This window comes from Johnsonella ignava ATCC 51276 (genome assembly GCF_000235445.1).
GTDB lineage: Bacteria > Bacillota > Clostridia > Lachnospirales > Lachnospiraceae > Johnsonella > Johnsonella ignava.
In genome coordinates, this window is sequence record NZ_JH378832.1 from 169,701 (window position 1) to 192,050 (window position 22,350).

Genomic DNA, 22,350 nt, shown 5'->3' on the forward strand with positions numbered 1-22,350 from the left:
AGTTAAGAAACTCCGATTAAATCTTTGCCGCCTTAACTTTAACTGATTATATTATACATAATCTGACGAATATTCTAAGTTTTATTATAAAATCTGCAAATGTCCCGGTGTATTTACTGTAAAATCTATAAATATTCCGGTTGTATTTATTATATAATCCGTGAATATTTCAGGTTGTATTTATTGTAAAATTTATAACTGCCCGAGTTGTATTTATTGTAAATAAACCGACAGGCTAAAACCTAATCATATCAGATATTTTAATGTGATATAGGCTTTAAATCAAGTCGGTTATTTAATTTTTAATATACCGGATTTTATTTGATTATTTATTATTCCGCACTTTATTTTAAATTACTTTCTTCCCGCATAGAGCATAAGTGATGCCGCCATCTTGCTTAAAGGCATGGTCTGTACTATAACTCTTCCCGGTCCTGTTACATGTGTATTAAATAATCCCTCGCCTCCGAGAAGTATATTCTTTACTCCCGGAACAGTCTTTACGTCCATTGAGCATGTTGCATCCATAAGAGCTACATAACCCGTATCGACTACAATTGTCTGTCCTGCCGCAAGCTCATACTCAACTGCACTTCCGTCTATCTCTATAAATGCAATTCCCTGCCCTGACAGCTTCTGCATGATGAAACCTTCACCGCCGAAAAATCCTGCACCTATCTTCTTCTGGAAAAATATTGACAGCTCAACTCCCGGTTCACATGCAAGAAATGCTCTTTTTTGTGCTACAACATCTCTTCCCGGCTCTATATTAATAGCTCTTATCTCACCCGGAAAACTTGAAGCAAAAGCAATCATACCCGGTCCGCCCTGTGCTTCATATGTATTCATAAACATAGACTCACCTGAGAACATCCTTCCAAATGCCTTGCCTAAACCTCCATTAGTTGTAGTGTTCATAACCATGTTTGGAGACATCCAGCTCATGGCACCGCCTTCACAGATCATCTTTTCTCCCGGTTCACATGAACATATTGCAACCGGAAAATTACCTCCCTGTATCTCGTACTTCATTTCGTTACCTCCTTATACGGAAAATTTGTATTATCATATTTGTTTTATTATATATACGCTTTATATAATATACCAAATCCGTACTTTTGACAATTATTTTCTGTAAATAAAACCGGGCTCAAAAATATATATACTGCAGATGGAGTTTAGAAAAAATAATTTAAACAACGCTCCCTTATGGAACCCCTGATTAAGTGTTCCTGTACAAAAATCAACTTTTTTCTTATATTGTGGCACAATTTATTTAAACGGTGTATAATATGGAAAGGAAATGCATTTTAAGGAGACAGCTATGAAAGATGTTCAAATGGATATTATATGGAGAGAAAGGAAACGCAATATATTTGGTATGCCTTTAAGCTTTACCGTTTACTCACTTACTGAAGAAAGACTTTTTATTGAGACTGGTCTGTTTAATTCCGTTGAAAATGAAGTACGTCTTTACAGGATACTTGATGTACAGCTAAGACGCAGTTTTATGCAAAAAATATTTGGTATAGGTACTATAGCCATTAATTCCTCTGATAAATCTCTAGGTGATTTCGTGCTTAAAAATGTTAAAAAGCCTAAAGTTGTAAAAGAACTTATATCAAAAAATGTCGAAATACAAAGAGAGCTTAAAAGAGTTGTCAACAGGGAGATTATAAGCGGCAATGACGTATCTGTAGATATTGACGGAGACGGTATACCTGATTAGCCTTATTGATACCATTATATGAATTTAAAATATATAAAGTATATTCCGTTTTGAAAAATAAATAAAATTATAGTATTTATTTTTTATGGAGAAAATTTATTTTATATAATTATTGAGGTTATATATGTTATTTAAAAACAAATCAGTTCAAACTCAAGCCGATACGGCAAAGCAAAAACATACCTCGCATAAAAAACAGAATTTAAAGACTGCTCCTAAGCTTGTAAGGGCAATTATCAACCTTTTTAAACTTGCCGCCGCAGCTTCAGTCTTACTTGTTCTTTTTATAGCGCTATGCAATTTTATCGTTATCAGCTCAACAAAAAAATATATACTGGATACAAAAGATATCTCAAAGATTTCAAAGGCTGACTGCGTACTGGTGCTTGGCTGCTATGTACATCCCGGCGGGCATATGTCGGCTATGTTAAAAGACCGGATGGATGAGGCGATCTCGGTATACGGCACAGGTGCGGCACAAAACATGATAGTAAGCGGAGACCATGGAAAGGCTGATTATGATGAAGTAAATATAATGAAAAATTATGCCATAGAAAATGATATCCCATCACAGTGTATTTTTATGGATCATGCCGGCTTTTCAACTTACGAAAGCATGTACAGAGCCGATTATATATTTGGTGCAAAAAAGATGATTATAGTAACACAGGAGTACCATCTGTACAGGGCTGTATATGATGCCAGAGCTATGGGAATTGAAGCCTACGGAGTAGCCGCAGACAGACATATATACCCCGACCAGACTCTGCGAAACAATATCCGTGAAACAGCTGCACGGGTAAAAGATGTTATTTACTGCATATTTAAACCGAAACCTTCATATCTTGGCGATAAAATCCCGCTGTCCGGGGACGGAAATATTACAAATGACCACTAATATCAAGAATTCAAAGTTGTTAAATAAATTTTTAAAAAAGATCACCAACGCAATTACTGCAATGGTGATCTTAGTTTATTTTAGAGCTTTAAGCTTTAAATTCCGCCTGATACTATATATAATATTAATCCTTACCGGTAAGTCTTACATATGTAGGTCTATGCTTTAATGCCGGAAGTATCTTTTTTAAAATATCATCCGTCTTTATTTTAAGCGTGGATGTATTCATACATGGATGGCATCCTATATATTCCTGTTTTGTAAGATCTTTATCAATAAGAAGCTGCACCGATCTGGCACTGTCATTTATAAGACCGAGGACTGTAACAGAACCCGGAGTTACCCCCAGTATCTTTTCCATATCTTCACCTGAAGCAAAGGAAAGTCTGGCAGCATTTATCTGGCTTGAAAGCTCCTTTGTCTTAAAAGGTTTACTACCCGGCATAAGAAGAAGATAATATACTGTCTTCTGCCTGTTGCATAAAAAAAGATTTTTGCATACTTCAGTTTCAAGAGCTTTCTCTATATCTGCACATGCTTCCATAGTTTCTGCATGTTCATGATCCACTCTGTCATATTTAATACCCAGTTTGTCAAGAAAATCATACGTTTTTAATTCAGCCTCTGTTCTTTGGCTGTCATCTTGAGGTCTTCCATGATATACTTCCATATTTCTTCTCCTTTAGTATTTATGGTGAACTGCTGCACACATGCAGACAGTATAGCATAAAAATCCATTTCGGACAATCTTAACGCCGTACTAAGCGAACTAATCCGGACTGTATCGTAATAATCCGTAATAAAGAGCCCTCCGGACTGTTGCCTTATTTCATTGTTCCTACACAGATTTTAAAGCTGAAAATCCGTACCGCCTATACATATACTTATACAATATACCTTATCTGCACCGGCGGATTTTAATATCCTTGTACATGCTTCTGCTGTGCTTCCGGTAGTATATATATCGTCCACTATTATAAAATTATGGAGATTTCCCGGAATATCTCCGCATACAAAAGCTTCTGAAAGGTTTTTAAGTCTTGAAGCCGGATCCAGTTCCTTTTGCGCTTTAGTATCCTTTATTCTAAAAAGTATATTATCTGCCATTTTTATGCCTGTTTCAGATGAAATAAACTCTGCAAGTATTGCAGACTGATTATATCCCCTTGCTGCAAGTCTGTTTTTATGTACAGGCACCGGTATAAGGGCATCCGCTCCCGTATTTTTAATTTTATCACCATATCTTAATGCTATAAGTCTTGCATAGGTTTTTATATATTCTCTTTTATTCTTATATTTTATCTTTATCATCGACTCTGCACTTATATCATCATAATTAAGAAGTGCCATACCGTATTCAAAACTTTTAGGATAAGTTTTACAGTCAGTGCATAAATCAATACTTTCATCATATAACTGTTTTCCGCATTTAAGACATACCGGTTCTTTTACAAATGACATAAGCGGCAGACATTTTTTACATATACTGTATCCCTTTTCATCAACTATTTCATGACATACCGGGCATCTTGGAGGATATACGGATTCTATAAGTGCTTTTTTTAGCCGTGCGGTATTTATAATATTTATTATTTTTTTAATTGCTATATTAAATCCTCCTTTTATTTTGATTTTATTAACCGTATTCTTACTTTTGATATTTTTATCCCGGTGTTCTTATTTTTATATTCTTATGTCATTATTTAATTTTAAATTTACTTTTTAAATTTATTTTTTACATTTTTAATTTGTTTTTACACGATTATTCTATACACAAAAACTCCTAATCGGTGTTTTCCCTTAACATGCAGTACTGCCTAAGCATTATCTCAAGCCCTGAGCAGCGTTTTATCTCAGAATTATTTGCAGCCATTTCATAAAAATATTTATTTTCTCCTACCATTACTACACATTTTCTTGCTCTCGTTACTCCGGTGTAGAGTATATTTCTTGTCATAAGCAGTGCAGCTGCATTAAATACGGGAATTATAACTGCAGGATATTCACTTCCCTGAGATTTATGTATAGTAAGTGCATAGGCATGTTCAATTTCGTCAAGCATATCAAAATTGTAATCAACAGTCTTTTTATCATCAAATTCAACACATAAAACCTCACTGAACTCGTCTATTCTGCTTATAGTGCCTATATCACCGTTATATACTCCGCTCCCTTTTTCAACTATCCTTCCGTCTTTTGAATATATCCGCCACTCAAGCCTGTAATTATTTTTTACCTGTATTATCTTATCACCCTCTCTGAATATGCAGTCAACGGTTTTTTTCTCGTTTTTATCATATGAGGGCGGATTAAGATATCTCTGAAGAAGTGAATTTAATCTTACCGAACCCAATTCCCCACGCCTCATAGGTGTTAAAACCTGTATCTGAAGCATATCCGCCGCTACATAGTCCGGAAGTTTTTTAGTTATAAGGGTAATCATGGCAGATATAACAGCCTCAGAGCCATGTCTTTCTATAAATAAAAAATCCCTGCTTTTTCTTTTAAGTTCTATATAAGCGGAATTTATAATCTTATGAGCATTTGTAACTATATCGCTTTTTTCCAGCTGCCTGTAAATATTATTAAGCCTTATAGTATGGAAACACTGCGAATTTATAATATCTTTAAGTATATTCCCGGGACCTACTGAGGGCAGCTGGTTTACATCTCCGACAAGTATAAGCCTTGTCCCGGGTGTAACAGCTTTTAAAAGCGCATACATAAGATATATGTCAACCATGCTTACCTCATCAATTATTACGGCATCAGCTTCAAGCGGCTCATTTTCATTTTTTTCAAAATACATATCCTCATAAACATCATCATTATCAGTTTTGTCCGCCCCGGCAACATTTATCTCAAGCAGCCTGTGTATAGTCTTTGCCTCATGATCACAAGCCTCACTCATACGTTTTGCAGCCCTTCCTGTCGGAGCTGCAAGCAGAAATTCAAGTCCCTTTTTTTCAAATAATTTAATTATACTATTTATTACCGTAGTCTTTCCGGTTCCCGGACCTCCGGTTATCACAAGAAGCCTATGACAGTAAGCTCCATACACTGCCTGTCTTTGAAGCCTGTCAAGCACTATGCCTGTTTCACTTTCTATATCGGATATTTCTTTTTCCGTCTTTAAGTCTACTTCACCACTTCCGGCTTTTTTGCCTGTTATTTTCTTTGCTTTAGTTTCCTCTGTTTTATCTGTATCGGTTTCTGTTTCTTTTCCTGTTTCTTTTGCTTTTATATCTGCTCTAAAGCTTCCTGCACTATTAATATCATGTAGCATCAATGCCATATTTGATTCCATATGGTAAATCCTGCTTAGATACACACAGCTGCATCCGTTGAGATTTTTTATTACTATCCGGTTTTCCATCTGCATACCTGCAAAATGGCTTTCAGCAGATATACAATCAAGATCTGTAAGCTCATAAATATTCTTTAAAAGGGTTTCAACGGGAAGATATGTATGACCTGACTGCAATGCCTTTGATAATATATATTCTACCGCACTCTTTATCCTATATGTACTGTCTGAAGCTATACCTGAACTGACTGCAATCGCATCAACAGTTTTAAAACTGACTCCCTTTATATCCTCGGCTATCTTATACGGGTTTTGAGAGATAATATCGTAAATTTCATTTTTATAAAAATTATAAATCTTAACGGCAGTTTTGGTCCCGACTCCATGTTTGTGGAGAAAAATCATTGCCTGCCTTATATCTTTTTCAGATGAAAACTGTGCAGATATACTTAAAGCTATATTTTCACTTATCCCTTTAATCTCAGACAACCTCTCAGGTTCTTCTTCAATTATCCTAAATGTATCCTCTTTAAATTTTTTTACTATTCTGTCGGCAAGCACTTCACCTATACCCTTTATCGCACCTGATGCAAGATAAGCCTTAATACCTGCAGGGCTGTCAGGTTCCTTTATTATATGACTATGTACAAAAAACTGTTCACCATAAACCGGATGAACCTCATTTTTGCATTCAGCCTCTATAAGACAGCCCTCTCTTATTATGTCAAAGTAGCCTACAAGTGTATAATCACCTTCTGGAGAAGCTACTTCAATCACTGAATATCCGTCCCTTGTACTGCGATACATTATTTTTTGTATGATTCCGGATATCATATCTTTAAAAGCCTTTCCTGGAGAAAAATCATTCCTTCATTAAAATAAATGAATTGATTTTACGCATGAATTTATCAAGCAATTTTATAAGTTTTATGAATCAACCTGCTATTAAAACCTTTTTTTAGGTTTCCCTTCCTCGCCTATTATATAATCAATATACTTTCCTGTACCTATTGCTACGGCAGTAAGCGGATCTTCTGCAATAACTGTATGTATACCTGTCTTTTCTTCTATAAGCTGATCAAGTCCTGAAAGCAGTGAACCCCCTCCCGTAAGGAGTATTCCTCTGTCAAATATATCTGCCGCCAGTTCAGGCGGTGTTCTTTCAAGAACTGAATGTACCACCTCAACTATCTGCTGTGCGGTCTCATCAAGTGCATCAAGAGTTTCGTCAGAAGTTACCGCTATGGTTTTAGGCAGTCCGGTTACAAGATTTCTTCCCCTTACCTCCATAGTAAGAAGCTCAGGTCTCTTATAAGCTGAACCTATATTTATCTTGATCTCCTCGGCAGTTCTCTCACCTATAAGGAGATTATGTTTCTTTCTCATATACCGTACAATCGCCTCATCAAAATCATCACCTGCAACCTTTATTGAAGTACTTACAACAGTACCGCCAAGTGAAATTACGGCTATATCGGATGTACCTCCGCCTATATCAACTATCATATTTCCAAACGCTTTTTGTATCTCAAGACCTGCACCCATAGCTGCGGCAACAGGCTCCTCAATAGTTCCGAGCACTATCGCTCCGGCCTGTTCTGTTGCATCCTCAACAGCCTTCTTTTCGACCTCGGTTGCACCTGAGGGTATACATATAGCTACTCTGGGTTTTCTTAATGTTCTTTTCCCTACCGCCTTATGTATAAAATATTTCAGCATCTTTTCAGTAACCGTGTAATCCGATATAACTCCTTGACGCAAAGGTCTTACCGCAACTACATTGCCGGGAGTCCTTCCTATCATAAGCCTTGCTTCTTCACCAAATGCCCTTATCTCATTTGTATTTCTGTCTATTGCAACTACGCTTGGTTCTTTAAGAACCACGCCTTTACCCTTAATATATACCAGTATACTTGCAGTTCCAAGATCTATACCTATGTCATTTGACGTTAATCCAAACATAATCTTTCCTCCATACATTATTTTATAACCTTGTGCTTATGGCTTTTTCATCTCATTATTATAAACTACTACTCTTATAAATTCCATAAGATTTATTGTAAAGTTTTTTTATTCTTCTTTATATTTTTTTAATTATCCGACCATATTTTCGACACATTTGTATTGTATCATATAAGCACGTTAGTTGATAAGTCAGCTAACGGAAAGACGGTTTCAGAAATACCGAAACTGCAAAGCTTTTTCATACTCATGCCGGACAGTTTATGGCTGTCCGGTCCCCCTAAAATTTTTCCTTTTTATAGACCTACCATTCCAGAGGACGAAGTTTGCTAAATATGCGGCTTCGTCTTCTTTGTTTTTAGCTTTTAATTACTTATTATTTTTTTAAATATAATATCATTCTTATTTTTTTACTTTTTCTTTTTTAATCCGAATTTTCATAGTATAATATCTAAGGCATATTAATTTTTAAATTTTAAATCCATACAGTTTTTAAATCATGAAATGATAAATTGAGAGGTATATATGAAACTCTATATATATAATTACTATGAATTATTAATGCTTTTTTATTTGTATTCATTCCTTGGATGGTGTTTTGAATCTACATATGTGTCAATTTGTGAAAAAAGACCTGTAAACCGGGGTTTTTTAAGATCTCCTCTTCTTCCTCTTTACGGAAGCGGTGCTGTATCCGTACTTTTTTTCTCAGCTCCTTTTAAGCACAGCTACCTGCTTACATACATCGCAGGAGCTTTAGGGGCAACGCTGCTTGAACTTATAACCGGGCAGACTATGGAAAAACTGTTTAAAGTAAAATATTGGGATTATTCAGATAAAAAATATAATTATAAAGGTTATATATGCCTTTCTTCGACACTTTTTTGGGGATTTTTAACCGTAGTTTTTATTAATTATATTCATCCCTTTTTTTATAATCTGGTGCTGCATATAAAACATACTTCAATAATTACAATTGATTATATTGTTTCTGTTATATTTATAAGCGATTTTGCAGTATCAACACATGCCGCACTTGATTTCGCAAGAGCAATCACTGCACTGTCAAAAATAAAAAATGAACTTGAGGAGATACAGACAAAATTTTATACATTAAGCGGCAATGTTGTTGAGAATACTAAAAACCATATTTACGAAACCGGCGAAAAATTAAATGTAATGACTGAAAAAATCAAGAATATAGGAGAAGATACAAATGAACGCATAGCAGGTATGAAATATAAAACACAGCGTCTTATAGCAAAGCTTAAGGAAGATATAGAGGAACGTCTCCCGCTTATTAAAAATGATGAAAATATGAATACTGACGGTAATTCGGATTATACACCTCTGCTTTTAAAACTTAATTCATTTAAACCTAAGCTTCCGTCCTCAAACAGGATTATTACGTTTTTCAGACGTGGTATGCTTAAGGGAAATCCGGATGCTACATCAAAATTCCTTGAAGAGTTTTTTGAATTAAAAGAAGGAGATATATTTTCAGGCAGGTATAAAAGAAAAAAGGCTGCTTTAAAAGATTCAAAACAGAACAAAACCGGTTCGGACGAAGCCGGTTCAAATAAAAAATCTCAAAATAATAACGGCTCTTCAAAAGGCAATATTCATTAGTTTATTCCGGCGGCAAGTCCAGCCTTCAAAAAAGCTGTAATTGCCGCCTTATTTTAACAATTTTATTTGCTCAACCGTTTTATAACTTTATATTTAATATATTACTGCCTTATAGTTATAAAACTGAATATTTCAATACTGTATATCTAATATATTCACTACTTTATATTTGATATTTTTAATTCTATATCCTTTTTAAGTTTTTCAGTCCTTTCAAGCATATCTTCATAGGTGCCTGCCTTGACTCCGAAATAAAATTTTATCTTAGGTTCGGTTCCTGAAGGACGTGCACACACCCATGTGCCGTCTTCACAGTCATAATATACCACATCCGACTTCGGCAGATTTGAAGACATAGTATCCTTCGTTAATCTGTTCGTGATTATCCCTTTTTTATAATCACGAACAAAGTTTACCTTTGCACTTCCCATCTCATCAGGTACATTTTCCCTAAAATCCTGCATTATACCGTCAATTTTTTTTCTCCCCTCTATACCTGAAAGTGAAAGTGATTCGACACAGTCTTTATAATATCCGTAATGCTCATACATATCAAGCATAACATCCCACAGGCTTTTTCCCTTTGTCTTATAGTATGCCGCCGCCTCACAGAGTGCCGCCGAAGCCGAAATCGCATCTTTATCTCTGGCATATGTACCTATAAGACAGCCATAGCTTTCTTCAAAGCCGAACATATAACTGCCCTTTTTATTTTCTTCATTTTCAAGTATATGTCTGCCTATCCATTTAAATCCTGTAAGAACCTCAACCAGCCTGCAGCCGTAATTTTTTGCAACCGCATCGGCAAGTTTTGTCGTAACTATTGACTTTACTACTTCCGCATTTTCAGGAATAAGCCCCTGCTCTTTTCTTCTTGCAAGTATATACTCACATAACAGTGAGCCTGACATATTTCCTGTAAGCACCTTATATTCACCCGATTTTGTATCCTTTACATATACACCTAGTCTATCGGCATCAGGATCGGTTGCAAGCATGAGATCGGCATCTTCTTTTTTTGCAAGTTTAAGTGCAAGCTCAAACACCGCCTCATCCTCAGGATTCGGGTAGCTTACCGTAGAAAATTCACTGTCCGGAAGTTCCTGCTCCTTAACTACATATACATTTTTAAACCCTAACTCATCAAGTACTCTCCTTACAGGTATATTTCCCGTTCCATGGAGCGGAGTATAAACAATTTTGATTTTATCTCCCTCCTTTTTTATTGCCTCACTGCTAAGCACCTGTGCCTTTACGTTGTTTATATATGCATCATCAACAGCCTTTCCTATCTCTTCATAAAGCCCCTTTTCTACAGCCTTTTTAAGATCAATTGTCTTAACATCAGAAAGCTTTTTAACTGCCGCAACACATTCTGCCACCCCTGTATCATGAGGCGGAGTAAACTGTGCACCGTCCTGCCAGTACACCTTATAACCGTTATATTCAGGAGGATTATGACTTGCAGTTATATTTATTCCGGCAATACATTTCAGATACCTTACTGCAAATGAAAGTTCAGGTGTAGGTCTTAAAGATTCAAATCTATAAGCCTTTATACCGTTTGCTGCCAATGTAAGTGCAGCCTCCGTGGCAAATTCGGGCGACATACGTCTTGAATCAAAGGCTATCGCCACAGAATTATCCTTTTTCCCCTGCTTAATTATATAATCCGCAAGTCCCTGTGTTGCACGCCTTATTATATATTTATTTATACGGTTTGTACCTGCACCTATAACACCTCTTAATCCTGCGGTTCCAAATTCAAGTTCAGTATAAAACCTGTCTTTTATTTCATCATCATTGTCTTTAATGGCACTTAGTTCCGATTTTGTTTCATCATCAAAATACGGATCTGAAAGCCATTCATTGTAAAAACTTCTGTAATCCCTCATATATTTATAATCCTCCTTTTTAAGCAAAGAATAACACTTTAATCTTAAAATTTCAAGACATTATATCTTTTACACAACCTAAAAGTATATCCCTCGAATTAATCTCCGGTCTTTCTATGACTTGTTCAAGAAGTTTTTTTAGTATTATTCCTATCTGCGGTCCTTCCTTAATTCCCAGATTTATAAGCGTACTGCCGTCTATATCCAGCATATCTATGCTATAAGGTTCATTGTATTTATATATTTCATTTAAATTATTTTTTATTTTTTCAAGCTGCTTAGCATCAAGGTAGCCTAGCTTATCATCATATTTTGCCAATTTTGAGCTTTTAATTATAATTACCGCTTCAAGCAGCTCTTTTCCAATTTTTAAAAGCAGCCGTTTAAGCCCGCTTTTACTGTCGGGAATATCTTCTTTTATAAATTGTGCCAATACCGAGGTCTTATTTATACAATCATTATCCGCCTTTAACCCCCTGAGAATCGCTTTTATAGTGCCGACATCAAGATTTCTCATAAATGCAGCCCAGCGTATATACCTTTTATTTGGAATATCCCCTGCATATACTAAAAGCTCCATATCGGATATATCCATTTTATCAAACTCTCTAAAGCAATATTTATACAGTCCGCTTTCAAATATAAACCGGATATACTCAGGATGCTTTGAACGCAGTATCTTGTCAAGCTCTATAAATATCCTTTCACTGCTGACACTTGAAAGCCTTTTATGCAGAAGCTTTATTGCTTCATAAGTATTTTTCTCCATTTTAAAATCAAGCACTGCACAAAACCTTACCGCCCTGAGCATTCTAAGTCCGTCCTCAAGAAATCTCTCATTAGGGTCTCCGACACATCTTACTGTCCTTTTTTTAATGTCCTCACTACCTCCGAAGCTGTCTATAAGACCTTCATCATCATTATATGCCATTGCATTTATAGTGAAATCACGTCTTTTTAAGTCCTCTGTAAGACTGCTGCAAAACATCACTCCGTCAGGATGCCTGCCGTCGCTGTATTTGCCGTCAACTCTATATGTGGTAACCTCATATGCATTTTTATTTATAAGCAGTGTTACCGTTCCGTGCTCTATGCCGGTATCTATACTTCTTTTAAAATACTTTTTAATTTCATAAGGCTTTGCATTTGTGGTTATATCCCAGTCTCCGGGAGAGAGCCCCATGATACTGTCTCTTATACAGCCGCCTACCGCATAGGCTTCAAAGCCTGCTTTTTTTAATCTGTTTATTATATATTTTACATCTTCATTCAGTTCTATATGCATCATATTTATCTTCCCGTTTAAATTTATAATTCTACAAAACCGGAGCATACTTTTTATTAAAAACTTTGCTTAAACACTTTTATTCAAAACAAACAAATCTTTTATAAGGCTTTCAGCTTAATAATTATTAATCCTCAAACCTAAACGGTCTACAAATTCGGCAAAAACTTTTAATTTTAATAATTTTAAAAGCCGCAACATACAGCCAGTATGCCACGGCTTTTAAAGCTTGAAATCAGCATTTCTTTATATGTTAATTAATATGCCCTGCCCCAGTAAATCATCTGCTTTGCAGGTTTTTTACAGCATACACATACTTTTGATATTTCTTCCTGTTTAAAAGGTATACACCTCGCAGTCGCTCCGGTACGATCCTTTATTTCATCCTCACAATCCTGATTTCCGCAGTACATTGCCTTTATAAATCCGGGTTTTGTATTTATAATTTCTTCAAATTCTTCCATATTTAAAGCGGTGTAGGTATGAGAATCCCTGTGTTTTAATGCCGTCTCATACATATTCTTCTGAATATTTTCAAGGATTCTTTTAATATCCACATCTATATTATCAAGTCCTACAGGCTGCTTTTCAAAATTATCCCGCCTTACAACTATACACTGATTCTTCTCAATATCCTTAGGACCTATTTCAAGTCTTACCGGTATACCCCTCATTTCAGATTCTGAAAACTTAAATCCCGGGCTCCTGTCGCTGTCATCAAGCTTAACTCTTATACCGGCAGATTTAAGTTTTGATAAAAGCTTTTTAGCCTCTTCAAGAACGCCTTCTTTATGCATGGCAACAGGAATTATATTTACCTGAACGGGAGCTACTGCAGGAGGCAGCTTAAGACCTGAATTATCACCATGCACCATTATAATACCGCCTACCATCCTGGTAGTAAATCCCCATGAAGTTTGATGTACATATTTAAGCTTATTATCTTTATCGGTATACTGTATTTTAAAAGCTCTTGCAAATCCGTCCCCAAAATTATGGCTTGTACCTGACTGGAGAGCCTTGCCATCATGCATAAGAGATTCTATAGTATATGTGTCCTTTGCTCCGGCAAATCGTTCTTTTTCAGTTTTCTGCCCTCTTATAACAGGAATGGCAAGACATTCTTCACAGAAATCGGCATATACATTAAGCATCTGTATAGTTCTCTCCTGTGCTTCCTCCTGAGTTGCATGTGCTGTATGCCCCTCCTGCCATAAAAACTCTCTTGATCTTAAAAACGGTCTTGTAGTCTTTTCCCATCTTACTACCGAGCACCACTGATTAAGTACCTGAGGAAGATCTCTGTAGGATTGCACTATCTTATTGTAATAATCGCAAAACAGGGTTTCCGAAGTAGGTCTTACGCACATTCTTTCAGCAAGCGGCTCCATGCCTCCATGAGTTACCCATGCGACTTCAGGTGCAAAGCCCTCAACATGATCCTTTTCAACCTCAAGCAGACTTTCGGGAATGAATAAGGGCATATAGCAATTTGACACTTCGGTCTCTTTAAATCTTCTGTCAAGTTCAGCCTGTATAAGTTCCCATATAGCAAAACCTGCCGGTCGTATTATCATACATCCCTTTACACTTGAATAGTCAATGAGGTCCGCTTTTTTTACAATGTCGGTATACCACTGTGCAAAATCTTCCTCCATGGAAGTGATTTCCTGTACAAATTTTTTATCATCTGCCATTTATTTATTTCTCCTACTTTTATTTATATACTGATATTTTATATATTGCCGCATTTCAAGTATATATGACGACATAATAACACAATTAATCCAAGGTTGCAAACTATGTTTGATATATTTTTGTAAAACTATACCTATATATGTATAATTGGAACGATATTTTTATCTATTTAATGTATTGACGGCTAAAGTATTTAGGGAAACACCGAACAGTGTTTCCCTAAATAAAATGTTTCGCTAAATAAAAACCCATATATCTGAGTACACCATACTGTAAAGCATTAAAACTTAAATGCAGGATCTTTATCCCGGTTCATATAAGGTTCTTTGTGTGTATTTAAAATCTCATAATATAGTTTATCAGTTATGCTTCCTGCAACACAGTAGTCTTTTGCAGCTTTAAATTCAAGTCTGATCTCTTGACCCGGTTCAAGCTTTTCTATAAACCATGACACAAATTCTCTTCCATTTACGCAGCCGTATACACCGGACTCGTCTGCTGATGAAAAATGTGTAAAATCAGGTACATAATCTCTTATCCATATACCGTAAACTGTTTCATTTCCTCTGTTTTTTAGAACAAGCTCATACTCTATATCAGCTCCCGACTCTGTTTTTTCAGGATCACTTAATACATTTTTAGTGATAGACACACCTGTTGTTCCTTTTAAAATATTTTCAGAATTATTATTTTTCGGCAATGTCTTTGTAGCATAATAACTCTTTAAATACCGGCTTTGACCGTTTTGATTATCTGATGATCCTGTTTTTGAATTACTTCCGTTTTTATCAGGGCTGTATGAGGGATCCTTAGGAGGTATGTTTGGATTTTTATTTTTGCCGTCAAGCTCATTTTCCAAAGGATCTTTTGCAGGTCTTGTATATTTATTTTCTATAATCCAGAAATTACTCAGTACTTCCTTTTCAGAAGCAGTGAAGTTTTTCGGTACATCAAGCTCCTTTACAGTATATTTTACTTTTCGGTGTGCTTTTCCTTCAGGATAAATCTCCAGATCATCATAGCTTGACGATGCAGATGAGGCTGTCGCTCTTTTAACTGAACCTGATGGGGTTGCTGTAAACACAGAGCTTGAGGATACTGCCGTCCTAAGCGATCCGACCCTTGCACTGCCATCATCACCTTTATATACATCTTCGGTATCAAGCCCGTACCATGTATAGGTCCATGCATTTAATTCAGAAAGCACAACAGGATCTCCAAACGGTACACCGTCCTTATAAAGCATTACCTCAATGCTTTCAGGTATATTGCCATCAGTATTAAGCCACCTTTTGGAAACAGTTACTGACGATGTCGCAACAGCATGGGGAACCGCAAGCACATGTATATCACTGTAAGCCTTGATGCTGCCTGAATAGTTTGAATATCCGGCGTCTGTATATGATGCCGTAGCCTGGCTCTGTATAGCATAACCTGAAGCACCTGCACTATCCTTAACCTTTACTTTATATGAGATTTTTACAATCGGTCCGGCATTATTTTCATCAATCCCTTCAAGTGAAGTCTCAGCCGCTGCGGTTATAAATAATGATGATTTTTCTCTATTAAAATATGTATTAAGCAAAACAGGACTTTCTATATCGGTAATGCCAAGGAATTCAAGATGCGGGTCAATACTGTCCTCTATATTAAGTTCAGCAGCCGCTATTTGACCAAAATTTTTAAAGTACAGGCTGTATTCAATTATATCCCCCGGCATAACATATCCGGAAGAATCTTTATCCGACTCCTTTTTCATCACTATACAGGCACCGGTCTTTACTGATACCGAGTCTATAAAGCTTACACCATTTTGCCCGCCCTGTGCAGGTGCAAAACCAATCTCAGTCTTATACTGCCCTTGCGGGACTTCATAAACTCCTCTGTATAAATCCCATGAATCACTGTTTTCAACATCTATAACTTCAATCGGTAACAGATTTTCCCTGTTATAAGAGTTTCCTATAAAAAAAGCGAGCCTGCCTGCGACATCTGTACTTTTTTTTCTATAGTAAAAGCTGTAACAAAGTCTGTTTCCCGGAGCGGTATCAAATTTTTGGAACAAATAAGCCTGTACATCTCCACCAAGCTGAGTATATTGTTTCCCCGGACCATACTCACTATGGTTTATGTTATCTTTAAAAAGCCTTACAGTCTTATCATTTATACCATTAGTTGTCTGGTAATTTAAAATCTCCCAGCCGCTTATTTTCTCACCGCTGCCTTCTGAATTTGCAGCAGGTACATCCCTAAATGTCCCTGTTACTAAGGGGCTTTCAAAATCTCCATTTTTAATATGCACCGGAACGGGAGCATTTACCTGTCTTAAATTTTTCCCGAAAACCTGCCTTGCACCAGCTGCATCAGGACGAAAAGCGAACAAAAACAGCAACAATGCCGCCCACGAAAACAGAATATATTTCAAAAAATTTTTTTTCATAATATCTACCCATCTATAAAATAATATATACCTGATATACTTTTTAATCCAACCTCTTAGCACTTCGGTATATACTTAAAACAGACTGACCATCCTATGATATGCCTATTCATCATCTTCAAGCTTTCCAAGTATATCTTCTTTTTTTCTTATACTTAAATCACTTTCAACATCCTTTACCTTATGACTTGCATAAAGATATATAACTAATCCTGACAGCAGGAATATCCCTACTATTATTATCTCCAATTTATTTCTAAGCGGCATATTATCTCTCCTGTGATTTTTCTATCCGCCTATCCGCCTGTGCCTTTTTCTTTTTAATCCACTTAAGTGCATTGTACAGCGGCTCTAATACTATCACATACCAGAATGCTGTGCCTATGGCTGTAATCGAAGCCATAACATCTATGATATTTATATTTCCCGGCAATGTGCTCAAGATAAAAGCGAGAGGGTTATTTCTCTCAATATCCGAAGCTGCTAAAACTGGATCTTTAAAGAGCATTTTATCTGTATCTTCTTTTGTAGTATATTCTTCAGAAGACGGCACGCTGTTCTCCTCTGAATCCGGAGGCATTTTATCTGAAGTTTTTGTATCTTTTTTAATCAAAAAGGGAGGTGAATTTGCACTCTTTTTCCCTTTTGGAACCGACAATCCTCTCTCAGACTTGTTCTTAATGCCGCCTGAGCCTATACCCGGCTTTGCATTTTTAACCGTCTTATTTCCTGTCAAAATATCTTTCTGAGTCGAATCAGCAAGTGGGGGTATCTCCTCTTCCTGATAATGGGCTTTATGTGAATATTTTATACAATATCTGTATCTATGCCCGGGAAGATTCAAAGTAGGTTCTTTATCAACTACCCACTCGCTCCATACATGCCCGGTAGGCGATATTTCTTCACTATAACTGTATCCACATATTTCACAGGTGTATACCCTTTCTCCGGGCGTATGTTCACCGGCTTTATGTACAAGGGTTACTTTAAACTTATGCTCGCCTTCATCACAGGTCTGCGCATTTACTTCAAATGCCGCATACATACATAGTATAAAGGCAAATATCAAAATCCAACTATAATTACTTTTCTTAACAATCATATAATCGCTCCTCTATTGCATCTAACCAACCTTGACACCACCTGACATGGCTTCCTTTAATTTTGAGTAATATTTCCTTCCAACAGGTATTGTTACTCCGTCATATAATACGGCTTCCGTATATGAAAAACTTTTTATAGATTTTTCAGAGGCAAGGTAAGAACGGTGTATTCTTATAAATCCCTTCCCGTAAAGAGTATTTTCAAGCTTTCCGATAGTTGATATAAATTCAAATTTCTTATGCCCGTAATACACTGTTATTATCTTGCCGTTAATCTCAAAATATTTTATACTTGATAAAGCAATATTCCTATACTCACCGATACCGGTAAAAAGCATATATTCCTTTTCCTTGTCAATTGCCGTTTCAAATACTTCCTGAAGTATTGTCTGCACTTTCGACTCCTTGGTTTCGCCTTTTACGATATAATTAAATGCTCTTACATCAAAAGCTCCGAGCATATGTGATGTGGAAAATGTAAGAAAAACGATCTCACCTTTATATCCTGCCGCTCTAAGCTTTTTAGCAACCTCCATTCCATCCAGTTCAGGCATATTGATATCAAGTATCAGCACCTGAGCTTCAAAAAGGCTGTCTTCCATATCAAACAGCAACTTTTTAGGACTTTCATAAAGAAGGAGCTCAGCATCTATATCAGCCTGCTTAAGCACATTCTTTACAATTATTGAGTAAGTATGTATATCATGAGGATTATCATCACAAATTATGATTCTCATCTATGAATACTCCTTATGTATATAGTTATACATATTTTAATATAAATCTTAGAATATGTCAAAATATTATAAAATTTTTTAACCTATTTTTTTCTTATGTTCATCAAGCAGTTTATTTAAACGGTCAGCAGGAGTAAGAAGAGCACTAAGTGAAGCATCATGATTTAAATTGTCTATTATAAGAGCTATATATTTACTCATATCAACATTTACATAGTAGGGCTTTGAAAGAAGTTCAGCCGACTGATATACAAGATTGGTTGTAAAAAGTCTGTCTATCAGCCCCTTTTCATAATACTCATCAAACTTTGCAAAGCCGTTTGTAAACAATCCGAAAGTAGAACATATAAATATCCTGCCTGCCTTTCTCGCCTTTAACTGCTTTGCCGCCTCAAGCACTGTCCTGCCTGATGAAATCATATCATCTATTATAAGCATATCCTTGCCCTCTACGCAGCTGCCTAAAAATTCAATATCTATCACAGGGTTTACACCTTCTACAAATATCGAATAATCACGTCTTGTATAAAACATACCCATATCAAGTCCCAGCATATTTGAAAAATGAACCGCCCTTTTCATACCGCCCTCATCAGGGCTTATAACCATCATATGTGTACTGTCAACTGCAATATCAGGCTGAGATTTAAGAAGCGCCTTTATAAATTGATATATAGGCTGTACTGTTTCAAAACCTTTAAAAGGTATAGCATTCTGCACTCTGGGATCATGTGCCTCAAATGTAATCAGATTATCCACCCCCATCCTTGCCAGTTCCTGAAGTGCCGTTGCACAATCAAGTGATTCCCTTGCAAGTCTGAGAAGCTGTCTGCCCTCATATAAAAACGGCATAATTACATTGATTCTTCTTGCCTTTCCGCCTACAGCACCTATAATCCTTTTTAGATCCTGAAAATGGTCATCAGGAGACATATGGTTTGTCATACCGAAAAGTGAATATGTAAGGCTGTAATTGCATACATCAACCATAAGATATAAATCTCCGCCTCTTATAGAAGCATCAATAGTACCCTTTGCCTCACCTGAGCCGAACCTGCTTATGGTAGACGGAACTATATAGCTGTCTCTTTCATAACCTGTAAAGATTATATTGGATTTATGTTCGCTCTCTTTTTCATTTCTCCACTGCACAAGATATTTATCCACTTTTTTTGCAAGCATATCACAACCTTTAAGAGGAACAAGACCGAGCGGTCCTACCGGTATTGTCTCAATTTTACCGTCTGAGTTTGTATAAAATATACTCTCATCATTAAGTTCAGTATTTGGCATAATTTCTCCTGTTTTATAAACTGCTATTATTAATTATTATTATACAGCCTCCGGTACATATTTACCTCATGGCTTTTTTAAGTTACAGTTTCCTCCTTAAATCACTTCCATACAGCGGAAGTACAGTATATAAGCCTGATATCCTTGATGTTATCCTTTCACTGTATGTATCCCTGAGCATCTTCATTGACAGGTTTGTAGATATAACAGTAGACTTCCCAAGACTCATTCTACGATTAATTATATAAAAAAAATGTGATATAGTAAAGTTATTTACAAGCTCAGTTCCAAGATCATCTATTATAAGCATATCAGTCTGTGAGAAATCTTCATTAAGCTGCTGCTCATCATTTTCAGGTTCGGTATCAAACTTAGCCTTACCCGCTCTGTCAAAAAAATCAGTTGCACTCATATAGATGACACTATAATTTCTGTCAAGAAGCTCCTTTGCGATGCAGTGTGAAAGAAAAGTCTTTCCTACCCCCGTACTTCCCGTAAATAATATATTTTCACCTGAGTCCGGAAAATTATCGGAAAATTTTTTGCATATATCAAACACCTTACTCATATACTGCTTCTGTGTCATTCCTACACCCGGTATTATGTTTTTATCATCAAAATATTCAAATGAAAAGGTATTAAAATTTTCCTTTTTCAATATATTATCCATATTGGACTGTGAATAAAGAAGTTTATTTATCTTCTTCTTAAAGCAGCGGCATTTTTTCCCTTCCTTAAAGCCCGTATCAAGACATTCACCGCATATGTAGTGCATCTGCATATAATCTTCGGGAAAACCGTTTTTCTTAAGGAGAAGCTGTTTTTTATTTTTTATATCATCAATTTCTGCTGAAAATTTATCAAGTTCATCGGCATCGCCTCCACGCATTATACTTTTATACTTTTCAAGTGCTAAAGCTGCAGGTCTTGAATCAAGCTCTTTCATATAAGGTATTTTTTTATATACCTGAGCCTTTCTCTTTTGCAAATCCCATCTCGCATCAGAACGTATTTTTTCATATTCCCGCATTATAGCATTGTACTGTGAATTGCTAATTGACATAGTACCTCCTTACAAGCCGTAAAACAATTATATCCAAATAAAATCACAAATGTTAAAGAAAATAATATTCATAATGGTGAAAAATACCTGCAATTTCAGTACTTAAAAAACATTTAATCAGCATTACCGTAAAACTTTTTAGATAAAAAACCGAATTAATTACGGTTAAGTTTAAGATTAAGCCTGTCAAGCACTGCACTGTCAAGGTCATCATTTCTCTGCTCAAAATTATTAAAACCTGTTTTTGCACAGGTCCAGTTTTTATACTTTACAGGCTTTAAAGACTTAGCTTTTTTAACAGCATAAATATCATGTGAACTTTCAGTATCATCTGAATAACCTGCCTCCTCATGCAGCCATCCTGAAAGTATTTTGTCGGCATATTTAAAGCTCGGAGTCTGTATAAGTTCCATTGTCTTATCACAGGCGGCAACAATTTTATCCGCTGTAAATTTCCACTCATTAAACCATTTATCAACATATTCCTGTTCAATTCTTCCCAAAGCCCTTCCCTTTATGCCAAATGATTTCATTATAAGATTTATGCTCCTGTTAAAAGCGATGTTTTCACTCTTTGCTTTTTCTATACTGTCTATGCCCTTTGATTTCCAGTTCAATGCTACCGTTTCTATATACCTCATCGAAGTTTTCCTGTTTTGCACACATATCTCTATAAGATAGGTTATAAGCTCTGAGGACATATTTAGCACATCATACATATATGCCATACTTAAAGTATCGGCAGAGGAAAAAGGTTTTGCAAGGTATTTCTGTGCACAGTAAATCAGGGTTGCGAAATCTTTATCATTTTCAAGGTCTATAAGATTGACCTTTGACTTGTCAGGTATTTCGGATATATCACTCCCGGATATAACCCCCTCAGATATATCATTGTCAGATATATTATTGTCAGCCATATCATAATCATACCCTATTACATCATTCTTAGAAAGTGATACGGCATTTTTTATTCCCCGTATTTCCTTAATATCATGCTCAATATTTTTGCTCTCAGCTTCAGATTCATTATCAGGCAAATACATACCGCAGTTATTACAGGTATCCTCATATACCCTTATAAGCCCCTCTTTTTTCCAGTAGTCAACTGCCCTTATAATGTCTTTAAAAGTAAGACAGAGAACTTCAGCCATAGCATCTATATTAAGTTCCTCTTTTGCATGACATGACAAATAAAGGTAAACCTTTATATATTCACCATTAGCTTTTACCATATATTTATTAATAAAAGTATTTGATATAAGCGTAACATCACCTACATCAAGACTGTTAAAAAATATCTTCATATCATGC

General features: G+C 36.0%; 18 protein-coding genes. 3 read left to right on the forward strand and 15 right to left on the reverse strand.

Features of this window, described 5'->3' with window-relative positions:
• Window positions 1–354 precede the first annotated feature (354 nt).
• Window positions 355–1,032 (reverse strand): TIGR00266 family protein, encoded by a 678-nt coding sequence (locus HMPREF9333_RS06615; RefSeq protein ID WP_005540790.1) that lies wholly within the window; start codon window positions 1,030–1,032, stop codon window positions 355–357.
• A gap of 292 nt (window positions 1,033–1,324) precedes the next feature.
• Here HMPREF9333_RS06615 and HMPREF9333_RS06620 point away from each other — a divergent pair, with 292 nt between their 5' ends.
• The gene (locus HMPREF9333_RS06620) at window positions 1,325–1,729 is read left to right on the forward strand and encodes a PH domain-containing protein (protein ID WP_005540799.1); all 405 of its coding nucleotides are present in this window, start codon (window positions 1,325–1,327) and stop codon (window positions 1,727–1,729) included.
• Between the two features lie 124 nt (window positions 1,730–1,853).
• Window positions 1,854–2,627 carry a SanA/YdcF family protein gene (locus HMPREF9333_RS06625; RefSeq protein ID WP_005540801.1) on the forward strand — a complete coding sequence of 258 codons (774 nt, stop codon included), beginning with the start codon at window positions 1,854–1,856 and terminating at the stop codon, window positions 2,625–2,627.
• A 124-nt stretch (window positions 2,628–2,751) separates the two neighbouring features.
• Here the strand turns inward: HMPREF9333_RS06625 and HMPREF9333_RS06630 are convergent, their stop codons facing one another.
• From HMPREF9333_RS06630 to mreB, 4 genes are all read right to left on the reverse strand, one after another.
• Window positions 2,752–3,297, reverse strand: a complete 546-nt coding sequence (locus HMPREF9333_RS06630) for a prolyl-tRNA synthetase associated domain-containing protein (RefSeq protein WP_005540803.1) — start codon at window positions 3,295–3,297, stop codon at window positions 2,752–2,754.
• A gap of 179 nt (window positions 3,298–3,476) precedes the next feature.
• Window positions 3,477–4,235, reverse strand: a complete 759-nt coding sequence (locus HMPREF9333_RS06635; protein ID WP_408611221.1) for a ComF family protein — start codon at window positions 4,233–4,235, stop codon at window positions 3,477–3,479.
• 175 nt (window positions 4,236–4,410) lie between these two features.
• Window positions 4,411–6,768, reverse strand: a complete 2,358-nt coding sequence (gene recD2, locus HMPREF9333_RS06640; protein ID WP_005540808.1) for an SF1B family DNA helicase RecD2 — start codon at window positions 6,766–6,768, stop codon at window positions 4,411–4,413.
• 111 nt (window positions 6,769–6,879) lie between these two features.
• Window positions 6,880–7,896: a rod shape-determining protein gene (gene mreB, locus HMPREF9333_RS06645; protein ID WP_005540809.1), complete on the reverse strand. Its 1,017-nt coding sequence runs from the start codon at window positions 7,894–7,896 to the stop codon at window positions 6,880–6,882.
• Between the two features lie 525 nt (window positions 7,897–8,421).
• On the opposite strand from mreB, the gene HMPREF9333_RS06650 reads away from it, so the two are divergent.
• Window positions 8,422–9,525 carry a putative ABC transporter permease gene (locus tag HMPREF9333_RS06650; protein WP_005540810.1) on the forward strand — a complete coding sequence of 368 codons (1,104 nt, stop codon included), beginning with the start codon at window positions 8,422–8,424 and terminating at the stop codon, window positions 9,523–9,525.
• 158 nt (window positions 9,526–9,683) lie between these two features.
• Here the strand turns inward: HMPREF9333_RS06650 and HMPREF9333_RS06655 are convergent, their stop codons facing one another.
• The 10 genes from HMPREF9333_RS06655 to HMPREF9333_RS06695 all read right to left on the reverse strand — a co-directional run bounded on the left by HMPREF9333_RS06655 (window position 9,684) and on the right by HMPREF9333_RS06695 (window position 22,343).
• Complete coding sequence (locus tag HMPREF9333_RS06655) at window positions 9,684–11,420, reverse strand: phospho-sugar mutase (RefSeq protein ID WP_005540813.1); 1,737 nt, start codon at window positions 11,418–11,420, stop codon at window positions 9,684–9,686.
• A gap of 52 nt (window positions 11,421–11,472) precedes the next feature.
• Window positions 11,473–12,708, reverse strand: coding sequence for a CCA tRNA nucleotidyltransferase (locus HMPREF9333_RS06660; RefSeq protein WP_005540814.1), 1,236 nt, complete (start codon window positions 12,706–12,708; stop codon window positions 11,473–11,475).
• Window positions 12,709–12,962: 254 nt separating this feature from the next.
• Window positions 12,963–14,402 (reverse strand): proline--tRNA ligase, encoded by a 1,440-nt coding sequence (gene proS / locus HMPREF9333_RS06665; RefSeq protein WP_005540816.1) that lies wholly within the window; start codon window positions 14,400–14,402, stop codon window positions 12,963–12,965.
• 281 nt (window positions 14,403–14,683) lie between these two features.
• Window positions 14,684–16,843, reverse strand: coding sequence for a Cna B-type domain-containing protein (locus HMPREF9333_RS06670; protein ID WP_040882465.1), 2,160 nt, complete (start codon window positions 16,841–16,843; stop codon window positions 14,684–14,686).
• Window positions 16,844–16,948: 105 nt separating this feature from the next.
• Window positions 16,949–17,110 carry a hypothetical protein gene (locus HMPREF9333_RS12910; protein WP_005540821.1) on the reverse strand — a complete coding sequence of 54 codons (162 nt, stop codon included), beginning with the start codon at window positions 17,108–17,110 and terminating at the stop codon, window positions 16,949–16,951.
• 1 nt (window position 17,111) lies between these two features.
• Window positions 17,112–17,945 carry a hypothetical protein gene (locus HMPREF9333_RS06675; protein ID WP_005540823.1) on the reverse strand — a complete coding sequence of 278 codons (834 nt, stop codon included), beginning with the start codon at window positions 17,943–17,945 and terminating at the stop codon, window positions 17,112–17,114.
• Window positions 17,946–17,966: 21 nt separating this feature from the next.
• Window positions 17,967–18,683: a LytR/AlgR family response regulator transcription factor gene (locus HMPREF9333_RS06680; RefSeq protein ID WP_005540825.1), complete on the reverse strand. Its 717-nt coding sequence runs from the start codon at window positions 18,681–18,683 to the stop codon at window positions 17,967–17,969.
• A 78-nt stretch (window positions 18,684–18,761) separates the two neighbouring features.
• Window positions 18,762–19,976, reverse strand: a complete 1,215-nt coding sequence (locus HMPREF9333_RS06685) for a ribose-phosphate pyrophosphokinase (RefSeq protein ID WP_005540826.1) — start codon at window positions 19,974–19,976, stop codon at window positions 18,762–18,764.
• Window positions 19,977–20,058: 82 nt separating this feature from the next.
• Window positions 20,059–21,039, reverse strand: coding sequence for an ATP-binding protein (locus HMPREF9333_RS06690; protein WP_005540828.1), 981 nt, complete (start codon window positions 21,037–21,039; stop codon window positions 20,059–20,061).
• Window positions 21,040–21,194: 155 nt separating this feature from the next.
• Window positions 21,195–22,343 (reverse strand): DnaD domain-containing protein, encoded by a 1,149-nt coding sequence (locus tag HMPREF9333_RS06695; protein WP_005540830.1) that lies wholly within the window; start codon window positions 22,341–22,343, stop codon window positions 21,195–21,197.
• Between the last annotated feature and the right edge of the window lie 7 nt (window positions 22,344–22,350).

What these genes read in the sequence shown, in the direction of transcription:
- HMPREF9333_RS06625 (WP_005540801.1), top strand. Translation starts at nt 1,854, where the DNA reads ATGTTATTTAAAAACAAATCAGTTCAAACTCAAGCCGATACGGCAAAG.
- HMPREF9333_RS06630 (WP_005540803.1), bottom strand. Translation starts at nt 3,297, where the DNA reads ATGGAAGTATATCATGGAAGACCTCAAGATGACAGCCAAAGAACAGAG.
- HMPREF9333_RS06680 (WP_005540825.1), bottom strand. Translation starts at nt 18,683, where the DNA reads ATGAGAATCATAATTTGTGATGATAATCCTCATGATATACATACTTAC.
- HMPREF9333_RS06675 (WP_005540823.1), bottom strand. Translation starts at nt 17,945, where the DNA reads ATGATTGTTAAGAAAAGTAATTATAGTTGGATTTTGATATTTGCCTTT.
- HMPREF9333_RS06650 (WP_005540810.1), top strand. Translation starts at nt 8,422, where the DNA reads ATGAAACTCTATATATATAATTACTATGAATTATTAATGCTTTTTTAT.
- HMPREF9333_RS06615 (WP_005540790.1), bottom strand. Translation starts at nt 1,032, where the DNA reads ATGAAGTACGAGATACAGGGAGGTAATTTTCCGGTTGCAATATGTTCA.
- HMPREF9333_RS06690 (WP_005540828.1), bottom strand. Translation starts at nt 21,039, where the DNA reads ATGTCAATTAGCAATTCACAGTACAATGCTATAATGCGGGAATATGAA.
- mreB (WP_005540809.1), bottom strand. Translation starts at nt 7,896, where the DNA reads ATGTTTGGATTAACGTCAAATGACATAGGTATAGATCTTGGAACTGCA.
- HMPREF9333_RS06620 (WP_005540799.1), top strand. Translation starts at nt 1,325, where the DNA reads ATGAAAGATGTTCAAATGGATATTATATGGAGAGAAAGGAAACGCAAT.
- proS (WP_005540816.1), bottom strand. Translation starts at nt 14,402, where the DNA reads ATGGCAGATGATAAAAAATTTGTACAGGAAATCACTTCCATGGAGGAA.
- HMPREF9333_RS12910 (WP_005540821.1), bottom strand. Translation starts at nt 17,110, where the DNA reads ATGCCGCTTAGAAATAAATTGGAGATAATAATAGTAGGGATATTCCTG.
- HMPREF9333_RS06670 (WP_040882465.1), bottom strand. Translation starts at nt 16,843, where the DNA reads ATGAAAAAAAATTTTTTGAAATATATTCTGTTTTCGTGGGCGGCATTG.
- HMPREF9333_RS06685 (WP_005540826.1), bottom strand. Translation starts at nt 19,976, where the DNA reads ATGCCAAATACTGAACTTAATGATGAGAGTATATTTTATACAAACTCA.
- HMPREF9333_RS06660 (WP_005540814.1), bottom strand. Translation starts at nt 12,708, where the DNA reads ATGATGCATATAGAACTGAATGAAGATGTAAAATATATAATAAACAGA.
- HMPREF9333_RS06695 (WP_005540830.1), bottom strand. Translation starts at nt 22,343, where the DNA reads ATGAAGATATTTTTTAACAGTCTTGATGTAGGTGATGTTACGCTTATA.
- recD2 (WP_005540808.1), bottom strand. Translation starts at nt 6,768, where the DNA reads ATGATATCCGGAATCATACAAAAAATAATGTATCGCAGTACAAGGGAC.
- HMPREF9333_RS06655 (WP_005540813.1), bottom strand. Translation starts at nt 11,420, where the DNA reads ATGAGGGATTACAGAAGTTTTTACAATGAATGGCTTTCAGATCCGTAT.